Genomic DNA, 14801 nt, shown 5'->3' on the forward strand with positions numbered 1-14801 from the left:
GCTGACTTCCCGTAGCCCCGGGCCGTATTGTTTCCAGTTTCAGGAGTTTCCGATGCTCGACGCACATCTCAAGCAGCAGCTTGAAGGCTATCTGGTGAACATTCGCGAGCCGATCGAACTCGTCGCCAGCCTGGGCGACGACGCCAAGTCGCGCGAGCTCGAGACCCTGCTCACCGAGATCGCGGACCTCTCCGGGAAGATTGCGCTCGTTCGCGCAGACGACAAGCGCAAGCCGAGCTTCATGATCCGCCGCGCCGGCACCGATATCGGTGTGCGCTTCGCCGGCATCCCGATGGGGCACGAGTTCACCAGCCTGGTCCTCGCTTTGCTCCAGGTCGGCGGTCACCCGTCCAAGGCGGCGCAGGACGTGATCGAGCAGGTCAAGGGACTTGAGGGCGAACTGCATTTCGAGACTTATTTCTCGCTGTCGTGCCAGAACTGCCCGGATGTGGTTCAGGCGCTGAACCTGATGGCGGTGCTCAACCCCCAGATCAGCCACGTCGCGATCGACGGCGCGCTGTTCAAGGCTGAGGTCGACGCGCGTCAGGTCCTTGCCGTCCCCACCGTCTTCCTCAACGGCGAGCCGTTCGGCTCGGGCCGCATGGAACTCGAACAGATCGTCGCCAAGCTCGATAGCGGCGCCGATGCCAAGGCGGCAGCAAAGCTCGAGGCGAAGGAGCCGTTCGACGTGCTCGTGGTCGGCGGTGGCCCCGCCGGGGCGGCCTCGGCCATCTACACCGCGCGCAAGGGCCTTCGCGTCGGTGTCGCTGCCGAGCGCTTCGGCGGCCAGGTGCTCGACACGATGGGCATCGAGAACTTCATCTCCGTTCCTTACACCGAAGGCCCCAAGCTCGCCGCGCAGCTCGAGAGCCACGTCAAGGAGAATGAGGTCGATATCATGAACCTCCAGCGCGCCGAGAAACTGATCCCGGCGTCGCATGAAGGCGGGTTGCATGAGGTCGTGCTGGCCAATGGCGCGACGCTGAAGGCCAAGACCGTGATCCTCTCGACCGGCGCGCGTTGGCGCCAGATGGGCGTGCCGGGCGAAAACGAGTACCGCAACAAGGGCGTGGCTTACTGCCCGCATTGCGACGGCCCGCTGTTCAAGGGGAAGCGTGTCGCAGTGATCGGCGGCGGCAATTCGGGTGTCGAGGCGGCGATTGACCTTGCCGGCATCGTCGCGCACGTCACGCTGATCGAATATGACAGCCAGCTGCGCGCTGACGCGGTGCTTCAGCGCAAGCTTGCCAGCCTTCCCAACGTCAGGATCATCACCTCGGCGCTCACCACCCGCGTTAGCGGCGCGGAGAAGGTTACCGGCCTGACCTACAAGGACCGCAACAGCGGTGAGGAGCATGACATCGAGCTGGAGGGCATCTTCGTCCAGATCGGACTGGTGCCCAACACCGAATGGCTCAAGGACGCGATTGCCCTCACCCCGCGCGGCGAGATCGAGATCGACGCGCGCGGCGAGACCAGCCAGCCGGGCATCTTCGCCGCGGGTGACGCCACCACGGTGCCGTACAAGCAGATCGTCATTGCGATGGGCGCCGGCTCGACTGCCGCCCTCTCCGCCTTCGACTATCTCATCCGCCTGCCCGCGGAGGAGATCGAGGCCGCCGCGGCCTGAAGCGCGGCATCAGGCGGCCGCCCGGGCATAGCGTCCGGGCGGCTGTCCCACATGGCGGCTGAACGCCGTGCTGAAGGTGCTGGCCGAACCATAGCCGACGCGCTCGGCGACTTCTGCCAGCGGAACGTCGCGGCGGCGCAGCAGGTCCTTGGCCAGCGCCATCCGCCACGCCAGCAGATACTCCATCGGCGGCACCCCCACTGCGCCGGTGAAGCGCTCGAAGAAGGCGGACCGCGACATTGCCGCATCGCGCGCGAGCTGCTCGACGGTCCAGGGACGCGCCGGATCGGCATGCATTCGGCGCATCGCCTCCGCGAGCCTGCGGTCGCTCAACCCCCGCAGCAACCCCGGTGGCGGCCCATCCCGCTGCGTCGTGCGCAATGCCTCGATCAGCAGGATCTCGACCAGGCGCTCCAACACCAAGTCGCGACCGGGCTGGACCGATCTGCTCTCCTCCGCGACCAACCGGACGAGCACCGACAGCCGCTCGGCATCGCGAAGGTGGACAAGCGCCGGCAACAGCGAGACGAGCAGCGACGTATCGGGTGATCCGAACAGGAAGAACCCACCGAGCAGGCGAACATCGGGGTCGCCTTCCCTGTCGCCATGCCGCACCTCATCCTCCGCCGGCGGCGCCTCCTTTGGATCGACGAAGGCCGGGACAACCGGGTCGAAGCCCGAGAGGACGAACCCCGGCGTCGCTGGCATCAACACGAAGTCCCCGGCCTGCAGCGTCACCGGCTCTTGCCCCTCGACCGCAAGCCGGCACGCGCCCTCGATCACCGTACAGAAGCTTGGCGCGCCATAGTCTCCGTAACGCACGCCCCAGCGCCCGGCCGCGCTGATCAGCTTGGACGAAACGCCCTGTGGCCGGAGCAGGGCGATGACTTGAGATAGCGGATCATGCATATCTGGACGTTAGCTAATTAAATACGGATCATCAATCGTAGATAGTCCTGATTGCTTCCGGCATTTCCTGGCTACCGACAATCGCAAGGAAGACGATCATGAAGACCATCCTCATCACTGGCTGTTCCTCCGGCTATGGCCTCGAAACGGCACGCCATTTCCTCGCCATGGGCTGGAACGTCATCGCCACGATGCGTACCCCGCGCGAGGGCATCCTACCGGTTTCGGATCGCCTGCGCATCCTTGCGCTGGACGTGACCAAGCCCGAGAGTATCGCGGCAGCGCTCGAAGCCGCTGGCCCGATCGACGTGTTGGTGAACAATGCCGGGATCGGCCTGATCGGCGCGCTCGAAGCGACGACGATGGCGAAGGCGCGTGCGATCTTCGAGACCAACACCTTCGGCGTGATGGCCATGACCCAGGCGGTGATCCCGGCCTTTCGCGCCCGCGGCTCGGGCGTCATCGTCAATGTGACGTCCAGCGTGGCTCTGGCGCCGATGCCACTCGTGTCGGTCTACACCGCAAGCAAGACCGCGATCGAGGGCTTCACCGGCTCGCTCGCGCACGAGCTTGGTGCCTTTGGTGTGCGCGTAGCGCTGATCCAGCCGGGCTATGGCCCGGACACGCGCTTCACCCGGAACACCGATGTGACGATCGATGAAGCGATCCCGCCTGCATATATGCCCTTCGCCCAACCCATTCTGAGTGCATTCGCCTCGCCTGGCCAGACCACGACAGCCGCTGATGTCGCCGATGGTGTGTGGCGGGCGGTTCATGACGAGAACAATCAACTCAGCTTTCCTGCCGGACCGGATGCGGTCGCGCTGGCGCAAGCGGGCTAAGTCGATGGCACCCGATTCTGAAATCGAGTATCAAATCCGGCGCCATTCCAGTCTTTTATAATCGCTCGTGGCACTTATATCTGCGCCATTCATCGTTCAGGACGATCAATGGCGCAGACTTACCTCCCTACGCTCAAACAGCTTCAATATCTGGTCGCGCTCAAGGATCACGGCCATTTCGGGCGCGCAGCTGAAGCCAGCTACGTCACCCAATCGACGCTGTCTGCCGGTCTGCGCGAGCTGGAAACGTTGATCGGCGTCGTGCTGGTCGAGCGCACTCGCCGCGTCGTCCGCTTCACGCCCCTGGGCGAGCGGATCGTCGACAAGGCCCGCCGCGTGCTGCGTGAGGCCGAGGAACTCGCAGACCTTGCCCGCGCCGCCGGCCGGCCCCTTTCCGGCGAGATGCGAATGAGCGTCATCCCGACCATCGCCCCTTTCCTGCTCCCGCGCATCCTCCCGCGCCTGCGCGCCGATTATCCCGACCTCAAACTGTTCCTGCGCGAGGAGCCGAGCGGCGCAGCGTGCGAAAGCCTGCATACCGGCCGCACCGATTGCGTGCTGCTTGCCCTTCCCTATGCCTGCGGCGATGTCGAGACGGCGCCGCTGTTCGACGACCGGTTGTTCGTCGCCTTCCCCGAGGGCGAATATGAGCCGGACCACAAATCGGTGACGCCGGGCGAAATCGACGAGACCCGGCTGCTGTTGCTCGAGGATGGTCACTGCCTCAAGGATCATGCGCTCGCCGCGTGCAACCGGCCGGAACTGCGGGCCGAGGCGACGATGCTCGGTACTTCGCTCCACACGATGGTGCAGATGGTCGATAACGGCCTTGGCGTGACCATGCTGCCCGAAATGGCGCTGGATGCAGGCATCCTCGATCATACGCAGGTCACCGCGCGGCCGCTTCAGGCCGAAAACCCGTCCCGCCGCATTGCGCTGGTGTGGCGCAAGGCCTCGCCGCGCGAGCGCGATTTCCGGCTGCTCGCCGAAGTGCTGGCTCAGTCGGGGTTATCGTCCGGACCGGTCCAGCGCGCCGCAGCCTGATCGTCACTCGCCCGCGCCTCGACCCAGCGCGATGCTTCCCCCCGTGCCTCGCGCTTCCAGAACGGTGCGTCCGTCTTGAGCCGGTCGATCAGAAACGCGCAGGCATCCAGCGCTTGGCGCCGGTGCGTGGCGGCCGTCGCGACCAGAACCACGCGATCGCCGGGCACCATCTGCCCGACGCGATGCACGATCACTGCAGAGAGCAATCCCCAGCGCGCCATCGCCTGCTCGGCCAGGTCGCAAAGCACCGCTTCGGTCATCCCGGGATAATGTTCCAGCTCCATCGCCGTCACGCCGTCATCGGCTCGGACGATACCGGTGAAACTTGCCACCGCCCCGGCGCCGGTCTCCTCGATCCCGGCCATTTCGGTGCCGATATCGATGGGCGCATGATCGACCGAAACGCGGATCATCCGCCCGTCACCGGCGGGAAGAAGGCGACCTCCTTCGCCGACCCTAGCTCGCTGTCGAGCGGCACGAAGCGCTGATCCACCGCCGCACGCAACTTGCCGAGATCGCCAAGTGCCTCGGCATGGCCCGCACTTCGCCCGCCAAGCCAGTCTGCCAGATCGGCCACCGTCCGCACTGCTTCGGGCGGCTCGACCCTCTCCTCGCCGACGCCGATGCGCTCGCGTACCCAGGCGAAGTAGAGCAGTTGCATCAACTATCCATGTGTTTGAGGCCGACGCGCAGATAGTCCCAACCGGTGATCAGCGTGAGCACGGCAGCGCCCCACAGCATGGCCAGGCTTACGTCATATACCCAGAGCGATCCCGGTACCGCGCCGGCAAGCACCAACCCGCCGAGCGACGCCAGTTGCAGCGCGGTCTTCCATTTGGCCAGCGCCGAAACCGGTACCGATACCTGGATGCCGCCCAGAAACTCGCGCAGCCCCGAAACCGCGATCTCGCGCAGCAGGATGACCAGCGCGGCGATGACATGCAGGTCGGCGATGATCCCCTTGGCACACAGCATCAGGATTACCGCAGCGACCATGATCTTGTCGGCTATCGGATCGAGGAAGATGCCGAGCTTCGACACCGTCCCGCGCGAGCGTGCGAGATAGCCGTCGAAATAATCGGTGATTCCCATCAGGCAGTAGGTCGCGAACCCGAGCGCATAGCCGGTCTGCCAGTCGCGCCACCACAGGAAGAACACCAGCAACGGCACGGTGACGATTCGCGATAGCGTCAGGACATTGGGCAGCGTCAGCATCGTTCCGCTCTAGCACCGCATGTCCGCGCAATCATCCCCCGCCGCCATCCTTCGCGATATGCCACCCGTTTGTCACGGGACGCCGATAGCGGTTGCCGCCACGCCGCCCGCGCGGCTATGCCCGCAACAGTTTCAGTCGGACGAAGGCCCGCCAACGCATGCACAACGCGCTCGGATTGCTCAAGGAGCGCCGGTTTCTGCCCCTGTTCGTCACGCAGTTTCTGGGGGCCTATAACGACAATCTGTTCAAGACCGCGATGGTCCTGTTCGCCACCTACCAGATCTTCAGCGATCCGGCGGTCGAGTTCCAGTTCAATGCGCTCGCGACGGGGATCAGCCTGATCCCGTTCTTCATGTTGTCGGCGCTCGCCGGTCAGCTTGCCGATACGCATGACAAGGCGTCGATCATCCGCTGGGTGAAGACCGCGGAGATCGGCCTGATGCTGTTCGGCGGCGCAGGCATGCTGGTCGCGCAGGCGGGCTATGCGTTCACCGGCCTCGGCATGATGCTGGGGGCAGTGCTCGGCCTTGGCGCGCATTCCACCTTTTTCGGCCCGATCAAGTACGCGATCCTGCCTCAGCACTTGAAGGATGAAGAGGTGCTGGGGGGCACCGGTATGGTGGAGGCGGCGACCTACCTATCGATCCTGCTCGGCACCGTCACCGCCGGCTGGGTCGCGCACGACATGCGGATCGCGGCGGCGCTGGTGCTGGTGGTAGCGGTCATCGGCTGGATCACCGGCCGCATGGTTCCTGCCGCGCCGCGGGTCGGGCCCAAGCTCAAGATCAACTTCAACCCGTTCACCTCGTCCTGGCGCCTGATTGCCGCGACGATGCACATTCCCCGCCTCTATCTGTCGATCTGCGCGATCAGCTTCTTCTGGACGATCGGATCGGTGCTGATCATCATCTTCCCGCCGCTGGTGAAGAACGTCCTTACGGCTGACGCGCGTGTATCTTCGTTGCTGGTTGCCGTATTCTCCGTCGGCGTCGCGATCGGATCGATGGTCATCAACGCGATGCTCAAGGGGAAGGTTTCGGCGAAATACTCGCCGATCTCGGTCATCGCGATGGCGGTCATCGTGGTGCTCTTCTCGATCGAAGTCCGGCTGTGGATCCCTGCGGCACCCGGGGCGCTCTACGACTTCTCCAGCTTCGTCCTGCAGCGTCAGGCGTGGATCGTCATCGCCACCCTTACCGCGATCGCAATCACCGGGGGCATGTTCGTGGTGCCGCTCTATGCGTTCCTGACGACCACCGTGACCAAGGACCAGACCGCGCGCACCGTCGCCGCGAACAATATCGTCAACGCGGGCGCGATGGTGTTCGGCTCGCTGTTCGTGCTCGCGCTGTCGGCAGCAGGCATCTCGTCGGAGGATATGCTGCTGGTGGTTGCGGGGATGTGCCTGATCTCGGCCTGGATCGCCCAGAAGCTGCATCGCGCCTGCGACTAGGCCCTGATGGCCGCCTTCAGATGAAGAAGGTGTAGAAGCAGATGAAGAACGCCGCGTAGCTCAACAGGAACAGCTTGAGGTCGCTTTCGTCCTCGCGCTTGCGCACGTTCCGGCGAACAGCAGGCAACGCGGTGCGGAACGGGTGCCGGCGGTCCGGCTCGGCGAGATACTGCAGGCGATCCATATCCGACAGTTAACCCGCCGTTTACGATTCTGTCCCGCATCAAGGGTAGTTAACCCCTGTCCTGTTTGGGGACGCGTGCCGGCGTTGTACGCAACGAAAAAGGGCGCCGCATCCGATGATGCATGCGCCCTGTTTTCTTCCCGCTTTTGAAGCGGTTGGTGGAGCCGAGGGGGATCGAACCCCTGACCTTCGCAATGCCATTGCGACGCTCTCCCAGCTGAGCTACGGCCCCATCCGTTCCGGGAAGGCGATGGCCTCTAGCAGCCATCGCACGCTTTGCAACCGGGTTTTTTCACTTTCCCGATTTTTAGCGATTCCGATCAGGTTTCGTCGTCGTCATCGCCGGTATCGACGCCCAGATCGTCGTCGCCGCCCAGATCGACATCATCGTCGGGCGAGCCCTCGGCGTCCTCATCGACGTCCAGATCCTCGTCGCCAAGATCTGCATCGTCCTTCTTCTTGTCGACCTCGCCCTTCACCACCTCGAACGGCAGCGGCTGCTTGGACTTCAGGATCGGTTCCGGCTCCCATGCAAAGCCGCAGCTGATGCAGGTGACCGGCTCGTCCTTGGTCAGGTCATAAAAGCGCGTCGCGCATTTCGGGCAGGTCCGCTTTGTGCCCCATTCCGGCTTCACCATGTGCCGCTCTTGCCTTTTCTCGATTTCCAGGGTGGCGAGGATTACTATCCCCGTTTGAAGTGGCGGGCGCCTTGCCATAGCGCAAGCCCCCTGTCAAAGCCGCCGCCGATGAGCAGTGCACCTCCCCTCCCCCTCGCCATTTCCGCCCGCGGCCCGCTGCGAGGCACTCTTACCGTCCCGGGCGACAAGTCGATCAGCCATCGCTCGCTGATGTTTGCGGGCCTCGCTGTCGGCGAAAGCCGGATCGAAGGGCTGCTGGAGGGTGAGGATGTCCTTGCCACTGCCGCTGCGATGCGCGCGATGGGCGCGAAGATCGAGCGCGATGGCGATGGCGTGTGGCATGTCTGGGGCGTCGGCGTCGGCGGGCTGCTCCAGCCCGAAACTGCGCTCGAAATGGGGAATTCGGGCACGTCCACGCGCCTGCTGATGGGCCTCGTCGCCAGTCACCCGATCACCGCAACCTTCACCGGCGACGCCTCGCTGTCGAAGCGGCCGATGGGACGTGTCATCGACCCGCTTTCGCGCATGGGCGCCGACTTCACGTCCAGCCCGGGCGGTCGCCTCCCGCTCACCATGCGCGGCCTCTGCCCTGCGGTTCCGATCGAATATACGCTTCCGGTGGCCTCCGCGCAGGTCAAGTCGGCGGTACTGCTCGCCGGCCTCAACACCCCGGGCATCACCCGCGTGATCGAGCCGGTTCTGACGCGCGACCATAGCGAGCGGATGCTCGCCGGATTCGGCGCGAATCTGACCGTCGAGGAAACGCCGCAGGGCCGGATCATCTCGATCCATGGTGAAGCCGAGTTCAAGCCTCAGCAGATCACCGTCCCCGGCGACCCTTCCTCGGCCGCCTTCTGGATGGTCGCCGCTTCGATCGTGCCCGGATCGGACATCACCGTCGCCAATGTCGGGCTCAACCCGACCCGCATCGGCCTCATCACCGCATTGCGGATGATGGGCGCCGACATAACCGAAGTGAACCCGCGTATCGTAGGGGGCGAGCCGGTTGCGGATCTGCGTGTCCGGCACGCACCGCTGAGCGCGATCGAGGTGCCCCATGATCTCGCGCCCAGCATGATCGACGAGTATCCGGTGCTGTTCGTTGCCGCTGCCTTCGCTGTAGGCCGGACGATCGCGCGTGGCGCCGAAGAGCTTCGCGTCAAGGAATCGGACCGTATTGCCGCGATGGTTGCCGCGCTTGCGCCCAATGGCGTTCCGCTCGAAGAGTTTGAGGATGGCCTCGCCATTACAGGTACCGGCGGCGGGCCGATCGCGGGCGGTGCTCCGGTCGCCTCGAAACTGGATCACCGCATCGCGATGAGCATGGCCGTGGCTGGACTCGGCGCGAAAGCCGATGTGAGCATCGACGATGTATCGCCGGTTGCCACCAGCTATCCCGGCTTCTTCTCAACTCTCGATTCACTGACTGGCCGGACCTGAACATGATCATTGCCGTCGATGGCCCCGCCGCATCCGGAAAAGGCACCATCGCCCGAGCGCTTGCGCGACACTATCAGCTTCCGCATCTCGACACCGGCCTGCTCTACCGCGCCGTCGCCGCGACGGTCCTGCGCGAGGAGTTGAACCCGGAAAAGGAGGCCGACGCCGTCGCCGCGACCGGCTTCGACGATCTGCTGCTCGCCGACGAATGGCTGCGCAGCGACGAGGTGGGCAAGGTCGCCTCGGTCGTTTCCGCGCACCCGCTGGTTCGCGCGGCGTTGCTCCAGCGCCAGAAGCGATTCGCCCAGCAACCCGGGGGCGCGATCCTTGACGGGCGCGATATCGGCACGGTGATCGCGCCGGATGCCGACGCCAAGCTCTTCGTCAAGGCGACCCCCACGATCCGCGCCCAGCGTCGCCATGCGGAGCTGCGCCGCAACGGGATCATGGCCAGCCTAGACAGGGTGCTGGCCGATATCCGCGCCCGCGACGATCGCGATTCGAGGCGCGCCGAGGCACCGCTTGTTGCTGCCCCGGATGCGGCGTTGCTCGACACCAGCTTCCTGTCGATCGAGGCGGCTGTGGAGAAGGCGATCCAGATGGTTGAAACGCAGCTGGCCAAAAAGGCCGCCGGGGCGACCTGATTTCAGCGCGCTGGCGGCGATGCTTGCCGCGCCCGCATCACTGCAAAGAGCTTGACCGAACGCACCGTCCGCTCGACCTCCGGCCGGTAATCCGCCTTTTCGGGGGTCAGCTTCAACGATCGCTCCAGCCAAGGCAGCGCTGCATCGAGCTTGCCTGTGCGTGCCTGGGCCAGGCCGTAGAAAAAGGCAGGCCCGGGATGTTCGGGCGCCAGCGCTACAGCGCGGCGAAACGCCAGGCCGGCGGCAGGCGACATGGTTCCACCATCCGACTCGACCAAAGTCATTCCGAGCCAGGTCCAGAGCGAAGCATCCAGCGGGGAAGAGCGCACTCCGCCCAGCATCATTCTTGCAGCCTTGTCCGGGTCGCCTCCGCGCACAAGCGCGTCGGCTGCAAAGAAATAGCCGTCGATCGACGTGAAGCGCCCGAACATCTTGCCGCGAATCTCATGCAGTTCAGGTTCGTCCGGTTGCGCCTTCTTCGCTGCTGCGACCGGCGCGCCGGGCAGATCCGGCCGCGCCTGAAGCGCATAGCCCGCAGCGCCCAGCATCAGCGCAGCCCCTGCGAACGACCACAAGGTACGCGACAGTCTGAGAAGCCAGAGCAGGGCGAATGCCGCCGCGCCGATTACGGCAAGTGCAATCCAGCCCATCATTTACGCCGCCTCCGAAGCGTCCCGCGCGCCAGCCACAGACCCGCGGCGAGCAGCAGCAATGGGGTCAGCCAGAGCGGAGCGGTGATCCAGTTCAGCGGCGGATCGTAGGTCACGTAACTGCCATAGCGCTCGATCAGCCAGCCACGCACGGCCTCCGGGCTTTCGCCTGCCACGATCTTCTGGCGCACGATCCGGCGCATGTCGGCGGCCATATCAACGTCGCTGTCCGCGATCGACTGCCCCTGGCAGACGAGACAGCGCAGCGTGCCCATCAACTTCGCAGCCTGCGCCTCCTTCGAAGCGTCGGGGATCTGCGAATAGCCAAGGTCGGCGGGTACACCCGCGGCGAGCGCGAAGGCGAGCAACACGCTCATTCCGCCGCCTCCAGCGCCTTGAGCAGTTCCGGCACGTCCTCCGCGCGAATGTCGCCGATATGCTGAGCCGCAATCCGCCCTTGTCCGTCGATCACGAAAGTCTCGGGGACACCTGATGATCCGATGCCGATCTGGACGATCCGGTCGCGATCGTCCCCGATTCGTGCATAGGGATCGCCATGACGGGACAGGAACGCCTTCACCGCCTCGGGGCTGTCCTTGATCGCCACTGCGTCGATCTCGACGCCTGCCGCCTTGAGCTTCAACAGCTGCGGCGCTTCGGCGATGCAGGGCACGCACCAGCTCGCAAACACGTTGAGCAACCGTGGCTTGCCTGTCGCAAGATCGCGGCGGGAAAGGCCGGGCTTGCCATCGACCATCGCTGGCAGGCTGAACTCAGGCAGCGGCTTGCCGACGAGCGCCGATTTGACCACGGCTTCACCAGTAGCGGTCAGCCGCCACGCGGCCAGTACGACCACGGCGAGAAAGATCACGAGCGGTACCCAGAGCGTCCAGCGCTTCACAGTTCAGCCTCCTCGCGCCGCTTTACATTCCTCCGTTCGCGCTTGAGGCGGCCAAGCAACGACAGGGCGCCGCCCAGCGCGATCAGCCCGCCGCCGAACCAGATCAGCGTCACGAACGGCTTCCACCACAGTCGTAGCTGCCAGCGTCCCTGAGCATCCTGCGCGCCGAGTACCGCATAGAGCTGGCCGTCGAGCCGGGTCGAGATCGCGGCTTCCGCAGTATCGGTCGGCGGCGACGAGTAGAAGCGCCGCTGCGGCCGCAGCAGGATCATCGGTCCATCCACCGGCCCGCGGCTTGCCGTCACCCGCCCCTCGACCGCCGACCAATTGTCGCCGACCACCGGCGCCACGCCGTTCAGCACCACGCGCCAAGGGCCGACATAATAGGGCTGGCCATAACGTGCCGCGACCAGCCGTTCGCTGGTGAACGCGCTGTCTGCCGCCATGCCCGCCAGACTCACCGCGACGCCGAAATGCGCGATCACCATGCCCCAGGTGAACAGCGGGGTCCGTAGCAGCTTGCGCTTCCACAAAGGCGCGAAGCTCGCCACCGCAAGACCAGCAGCAAGGCCGAGCCCGACAATCTCCATCCAGCCCGTGCCCGGCGCCGCGGCAAACGTCCCTGCCATCACCAACACGCTCAGCGCGAGCGGCACGGTCAGCTTGGTCAGCAGGGCATTGACGTGATCGCGCCGCCAGTTGAGCAGCGGCCCTACCGCCATCGCCGCGACAAGCGCCAGCGCGACCGGCCCGGCCGCCTTGTTGAAGAAGGGCGGCCCCACCGAAAGCTGCTCGCCCATCGCCTGCGCGAGGATCGGGTAGAGCGTGCCGATCAGCACGATGCCCAGAATGACGCTGAGCAGCAGGTTGTTGAGTACCAGCCCGCCCTCACGGCTGAGCAGGTCGAACCCCTGCCCCGCCTTCACCCGCCCGACGCGTGCGCCGTACAGCGCCAGCGCGCCGCCGATATAAATGGCGAGAAGGACAAGGATGAAGCTGCCGCGCTCGGGATCGACCGCAAAGGCATGGACGCTGGTCAGAATGCCCGATCGGACCAGGAAGGTGCCGACCATCGACATCGAGAAGGCGACGACCGCCAGCATCAGCGTCCAGGCGCGCAGCCCGTCGCGCGCCGCCAGCACATTGACCGAATGGAGCAAGGCAGTCGCCGCCAGCCATGGCATCAGCGATGCGTTCTCGACCGGGTCCCAGAACCACCAGCCGCCCCAGCCTAGCTCGTAATAGGCCCAGTAGCTGCCTGCGGTGATGCCGATGGTCAGGAAGACCCACGCCGCCAATACCCAGGGCCGCATCGCACGCGCGAACACCGGCCCGACGTCGCGTGTCACCATCGCGCCGACCGCGAAGGAGAAAGCGATCGAAAGCCCGACATAGCCGAAATACAGCGTCGGCGGGTGGAAGGCCAAGCCCGGATCCTGCAGCAGCGGGTTGAGCCCCAGCCCGTCCAGCGCCGGCGGATCGAGCCGGGTGAACGGGCTCGAAGCGACCAGCAAGAAGGCGTAAAAGCCCAGCGCGATGAACGCCTGCGCGCCCAGCGTCGCGGTCAGCGTTGCTCGGTCGAGCTTCTTCTCGAGTAATGCAATTGCCGCCCCGGCCAGGGCCAGCACGGTGACCCATAGCAGCATCGAGCCTTCATGGTTCCCCCATGCGCCCGCGAACTTGTAGAGCAGCGGTTTCGCCGAATGGCTGTTCTGCGCGACCAGCAACACCGACATGTCCGACCGCAGGAACAGGACAATCAGCAGCCCGAACGACAGGGCCGCCAGCGCGCCCTGCACGATCGCCGTCGGACGCACCGCCGCGACGAGATCCTCCTTCCTGAGGCGCAGTCCCAGTGCCGCCATCGCCAGCTGCATCAGCGCCATCGCCGCGGCAAGCCACAGCGCCGCGAGCCCTGCCTCGGCAATCATTTGGCCAGCGTTTCCGGAGGCGGCATCTTGTCGGCGATCTCGGGCGGCATGTAGCGCTCGTCATGCTTGGCGAGCAGGTTATCCGCTACGAAACCGCCATCGGCGGTGAACCTGCCCTCCGCGACGACGCCCGAACCTTCCTTGAACAGGTCGGGCGCGACGCCGGTGAAGCGTACCGGCACCTTTGCCTCCTTGTCCGTGACGACGAAGCTGATCGTCACGCCATCGGGCAGATGCCTGATCGACCCGGTCTCGACCATTCCGCCCAGCCGCACGGCCTTGTCCACTGGCGGATTCTTGGTCGCAACGTCGCTCGGCGTGTAAAAGAACGCAGCCTGGTCCTTGAGCGCCGACAGCGCCAGCCCGCTTGCTCCGCCGATCGCAACGAACGCGGCGAGGCCCAGGGCCAGGCGTTGATGCTTGCGTTTCACTTGCGATCCCTCAGCGCTTCGGCCGCACGCTCGGCGTTACGCATCGCCAGCCAACTCGCCAGCGAAAGCCCGCCGACGCCGATGGTCACCGCGGCATAGGCCGCGAGGATGAAAGGCCAGTGGTTCATGCCGCCATCCGCCGCAATCTTGCCTCGAGCCGCTGGGTCGCCAGTGCCGCGCGCATCCGCATCAGCACGATCCCGCCGAACATGAGACTGAAGCCCGACGATGTCAGCAGCAGCGGCCATAGCATCGAATCATGGATGCTCGACTGGGTCAGCGTGATGCTCTGCCCCTGATGCAGAGTCTGCCACCACACCACCGAGTAGCGGATCACGGGCAGCAACGCGGTTCCCGCGATCCCGAACAGCGCGGGAATACGTCCGTCGCCGCCCCGCTCACGGTCGGCACGCTCCAGCGCGATCCAGGCAATATAGACGAAGAACAGCAGCAGCATCGATGTCAGCCGCCCGTCCCACTCCCACCAGGTGCCCCAGGTCGGGCGTCCCCAGATCGAACCCGTGATGAGGCACAGCGCGGCGAACATGGCTCCCACCGGCGCGATCGCGCGCGCGGCCAGGCTCGCCAGCGGATGCCGCCACACCAGATATGCGAAGCAGGCGATGGCAAGCGAGGTCCAGCCGCCCATCCCCAGCCACGCGCTGGGCACATGGATATAGAGGATGCGGACGCTCTCCTTCTGGAGATAGTCGGGCGGGGTCTGGGTGAGGCCGCCCCAGGCACCGGCGAGCACCAGCAGCAGCCCGCTCCAGAACAGGATGGGCGTCAGCGGGCGCGCGATCTTTAGGAAGCGCGTTGGGTTGGCGAGTGCGTGGATCACGGCGTTTCGCCGCCTTTAAGCGGATTCGCCGCCCAAGTCCAAACCCG

Annotated in this window: 19 protein-coding genes and 1 tRNA gene; 6 read left to right on the top strand and 14 right to left on the bottom strand. The window is 65.4% G+C overall.

Annotated features, from left to right (window positions below):
- Positions 1-52: 52 nt before the first annotated feature.
- Positions 53-1630, top strand: coding sequence for an alkyl hydroperoxide reductase subunit F (gene ahpF / locus BDW16_RS00770; protein ID WP_066575135.1), 1578 nt, complete (start codon positions 53-55; stop codon positions 1628-1630).
- A 9-nt stretch (positions 1631-1639) separates the two neighbouring features.
- Here ahpF and BDW16_RS00775 read toward each other — a convergent pair whose 3' ends face one another.
- Positions 1640-2539, bottom strand: coding sequence for an AraC family transcriptional regulator (locus BDW16_RS00775; RefSeq protein WP_066575138.1), 900 nt, complete (start codon positions 2537-2539; stop codon positions 1640-1642).
- Positions 2540-2637: 98 nt separating this feature from the next.
- On the opposite strand from BDW16_RS00775, the gene BDW16_RS00780 reads away from it, so the two are divergent.
- Both BDW16_RS00780 and BDW16_RS00785 read left to right on the top strand, forming a co-directional pair.
- The gene (locus BDW16_RS00780) at positions 2638-3381 is read left to right on the top strand and encodes an SDR family oxidoreductase (RefSeq protein WP_066575140.1); all 744 of its coding nucleotides are present in this window, start codon (positions 2638-2640) and stop codon (positions 3379-3381) included.
- Positions 3382-3489: 108 nt separating this feature from the next.
- Positions 3490-4425, top strand: a complete 936-nt coding sequence (locus BDW16_RS00785) for a hydrogen peroxide-inducible genes activator (protein WP_066575141.1) — start codon at positions 3490-3492, stop codon at positions 4423-4425.
- Here the strand turns inward: BDW16_RS00785 and BDW16_RS00790 are convergent.
- The 3 genes from BDW16_RS00790 to pgsA are packed head-to-tail and all read right to left on the bottom strand — an operon-like array spanning position 4380 to position 5640.
- The gene (locus BDW16_RS00790) at positions 4380-4838 is read right to left on the bottom strand and encodes a molybdenum cofactor biosynthesis protein MoaE (RefSeq protein WP_066575144.1); all 459 of its coding nucleotides are present in this window, start codon (positions 4836-4838) and stop codon (positions 4380-4382) included. The two genes, BDW16_RS00785 and BDW16_RS00790, sit on opposite strands and share 46 nt — an antisense overlap.
- The gene (gene moaD, locus BDW16_RS00795) at positions 4835-5086 is read right to left on the bottom strand and encodes a molybdopterin converting factor subunit 1 (protein WP_066575146.1); all 252 of its coding nucleotides are present in this window, start codon (positions 5084-5086) and stop codon (positions 4835-4837) included. The genes BDW16_RS00790 and moaD overlap by 4 nt, the downstream gene beginning before the upstream one ends.
- The gene (gene pgsA, locus BDW16_RS00800) at positions 5086-5640 is read right to left on the bottom strand and encodes a CDP-diacylglycerol--glycerol-3-phosphate 3-phosphatidyltransferase (protein ID WP_066575149.1); all 555 of its coding nucleotides are present in this window, start codon (positions 5638-5640) and stop codon (positions 5086-5088) included. Before pgsA ends, moaD begins: the two co-directional genes overlap by 1 nt.
- A gap of 158 nt (positions 5641-5798) precedes the next feature.
- Between pgsA and BDW16_RS00805 the strand changes: the two genes are divergently transcribed.
- Positions 5799-7094, top strand: a complete 1296-nt coding sequence (locus tag BDW16_RS00805; RefSeq protein WP_066575151.1) for an MFS transporter — start codon at positions 5799-5801, stop codon at positions 7092-7094.
- A gap of 16 nt (positions 7095-7110) precedes the next feature.
- Here BDW16_RS00805 and BDW16_RS21435 read toward each other — a convergent pair whose 3' ends face one another.
- The 3 genes from BDW16_RS21435 to BDW16_RS00815 all read right to left on the bottom strand — a co-directional run bounded on the left by BDW16_RS21435 (position 7111) and on the right by BDW16_RS00815 (position 7916).
- Entirely contained in the window at positions 7111-7278 is a 168-nt protein-coding gene (locus BDW16_RS21435) for a hypothetical protein (RefSeq protein WP_164513723.1), read from the bottom strand.
- 156 nt (positions 7279-7434) lie between these two features.
- Positions 7435-7510 (bottom strand) — tRNA-Ala (locus BDW16_RS00810).
- Between the two features lie 88 nt (positions 7511-7598).
- Positions 7599-7916 (bottom strand): TIGR02300 family protein, encoded by a 318-nt coding sequence (locus BDW16_RS00815; protein WP_066575153.1) that lies wholly within the window; start codon positions 7914-7916, stop codon positions 7599-7601.
- 108 nt (positions 7917-8024) lie between these two features.
- Between BDW16_RS00815 and aroA the strand changes: the two genes are divergently transcribed.
- The gene (gene aroA, locus BDW16_RS00820) at positions 8025-9356 is read left to right on the top strand and encodes a 3-phosphoshikimate 1-carboxyvinyltransferase (RefSeq protein ID WP_066575156.1); all 1332 of its coding nucleotides are present in this window, start codon (positions 8025-8027) and stop codon (positions 9354-9356) included.
- A gap of 2 nt (positions 9357-9358) precedes the next feature.
- Positions 9359-10000: a (d)CMP kinase gene (cmk, locus tag BDW16_RS00825; RefSeq protein ID WP_066575159.1), complete on the top strand. Its 642-nt coding sequence runs from the start codon at positions 9359-9361 to the stop codon at positions 9998-10000.
- Positions 10001-10002: 2 nt separating this feature from the next.
- On the opposite strand, the gene BDW16_RS00830 is transcribed toward cmk, so the two are convergent.
- The 7 genes from BDW16_RS00830 to ccmC are packed head-to-tail and all read right to left on the bottom strand — an operon-like array spanning position 10003 to position 14754.
- The gene (locus BDW16_RS00830) at positions 10003-10653 is read right to left on the bottom strand and encodes a tetratricopeptide repeat protein (protein ID WP_241230504.1); all 651 of its coding nucleotides are present in this window, start codon (positions 10651-10653) and stop codon (positions 10003-10005) included.
- On the bottom strand, positions 10650-11027 hold the full coding sequence (locus tag BDW16_RS00835) for a cytochrome c-type biogenesis protein (RefSeq protein WP_066575163.1): 378 nt from the start codon (positions 11025-11027) through the stop codon (positions 10650-10652). The genes BDW16_RS00830 and BDW16_RS00835 overlap by 4 nt, the downstream gene beginning before the upstream one ends.
- Positions 11024-11551 carry a DsbE family thiol:disulfide interchange protein gene (locus tag BDW16_RS00840; protein ID WP_066575164.1) on the bottom strand — a complete coding sequence of 176 codons (528 nt, stop codon included), beginning with the start codon at positions 11549-11551 and terminating at the stop codon, positions 11024-11026. The genes BDW16_RS00835 and BDW16_RS00840 overlap by 4 nt, the downstream gene beginning before the upstream one ends.
- Positions 11548-13482 carry a heme lyase CcmF/NrfE family subunit gene (locus BDW16_RS00845; protein WP_066575166.1) on the bottom strand — a complete coding sequence of 645 codons (1935 nt, stop codon included), beginning with the start codon at positions 13480-13482 and terminating at the stop codon, positions 11548-11550. The genes BDW16_RS00840 and BDW16_RS00845 overlap by 4 nt, the downstream gene beginning before the upstream one ends.
- A complete protein-coding gene (ccmE, locus tag BDW16_RS00850) occupies positions 13479-13913 on the bottom strand; it encodes a cytochrome c maturation protein CcmE (RefSeq protein ID WP_066575168.1) in 435 nt (144 codons plus the stop codon). The genes BDW16_RS00845 and ccmE overlap by 4 nt, the downstream gene beginning before the upstream one ends.
- A complete protein-coding gene (gene ccmD / locus BDW16_RS00855; RefSeq protein WP_075152066.1) occupies positions 13910-14041 on the bottom strand; it encodes a heme exporter protein CcmD in 132 nt (43 codons plus the stop codon). The genes ccmE and ccmD overlap by 4 nt, the downstream gene beginning before the upstream one ends.
- Complete coding sequence (gene ccmC / locus BDW16_RS00860; RefSeq protein ID WP_174532039.1) at positions 14038-14754, bottom strand: heme ABC transporter permease CcmC; 717 nt, start codon at positions 14752-14754, stop codon at positions 14038-14040. The genes ccmD and ccmC overlap by 4 nt, the downstream gene beginning before the upstream one ends.
- Positions 14755-14801 lie beyond the last annotated feature (47 nt).

Origin of the sequence: Sphingomonas koreensis (assembly GCF_002797435.1) — a bacterium.
Lineage (GTDB): Bacteria > Pseudomonadota > Alphaproteobacteria > Sphingomonadales > Sphingomonadaceae > Sphingomonas > Sphingomonas koreensis.

Excerpts from the sequence above, each read along its gene's own strand:
- ccmD (WP_075152066.1), bottom strand. The coding sequence starts at position 14,041 with ATGAACCACTGGCCTTTCATCCTCGCGGCCTATGCCGCGGTGACCATC.
- BDW16_RS00835 (WP_066575163.1), bottom strand. The coding sequence starts at position 11,027 with ATGAGCGTGTTGCTCGCCTTCGCGCTCGCCGCGGGTGTACCCGCCGAC.
- ahpF (WP_066575135.1), top strand. The coding sequence starts at position 53 with ATGCTCGACGCACATCTCAAGCAGCAGCTTGAAGGCTATCTGGTGAAC.
- BDW16_RS00815 (WP_066575153.1), bottom strand. The coding sequence starts at position 7,916 with ATGGTGAAGCCGGAATGGGGCACAAAGCGGACCTGCCCGAAATGCGCG.
- BDW16_RS21435 (WP_164513723.1), bottom strand. The coding sequence starts at position 7,278 with ATGGATCGCCTGCAGTATCTCGCCGAGCCGGACCGCCGGCACCCGTTC.
- BDW16_RS00775 (WP_066575138.1), bottom strand. The coding sequence starts at position 2,539 with ATGCATGATCCGCTATCTCAAGTCATCGCCCTGCTCCGGCCACAGGGC.
- BDW16_RS00845 (WP_066575166.1), bottom strand. The coding sequence starts at position 13,482 with ATGATTGCCGAGGCAGGGCTCGCGGCGCTGTGGCTTGCCGCGGCGATG.
- moaD (WP_066575146.1), bottom strand. The coding sequence starts at position 5,086 with ATGCAACTGCTCTACTTCGCCTGGGTACGCGAGCGCATCGGCGTCGGC.
- BDW16_RS00780 (WP_066575140.1), top strand. The coding sequence starts at position 2,638 with ATGAAGACCATCCTCATCACTGGCTGTTCCTCCGGCTATGGCCTCGAA.
- BDW16_RS00805 (WP_066575151.1), top strand. The coding sequence starts at position 5,799 with ATGCACAACGCGCTCGGATTGCTCAAGGAGCGCCGGTTTCTGCCCCTG.
- BDW16_RS00830 (WP_241230504.1), bottom strand. The coding sequence starts at position 10,653 with ATGATGGGCTGGATTGCACTTGCCGTAATCGGCGCGGCGGCATTCGCC.
- BDW16_RS00790 (WP_066575144.1), bottom strand. The coding sequence starts at position 4,838 with ATGATCCGCGTTTCGGTCGATCATGCGCCCATCGATATCGGCACCGAA.
- cmk (WP_066575159.1), top strand. The coding sequence starts at position 9,359 with ATGATCATTGCCGTCGATGGCCCCGCCGCATCCGGAAAAGGCACCATC.
- aroA (WP_066575156.1), top strand. The coding sequence starts at position 8,025 with ATGAGCAGTGCACCTCCCCTCCCCCTCGCCATTTCCGCCCGCGGCCCG.
- pgsA (WP_066575149.1), bottom strand. The coding sequence starts at position 5,640 with ATGCTGACGCTGCCCAATGTCCTGACGCTATCGCGAATCGTCACCGTG.
- BDW16_RS00785 (WP_066575141.1), top strand. The coding sequence starts at position 3,490 with ATGGCGCAGACTTACCTCCCTACGCTCAAACAGCTTCAATATCTGGTC.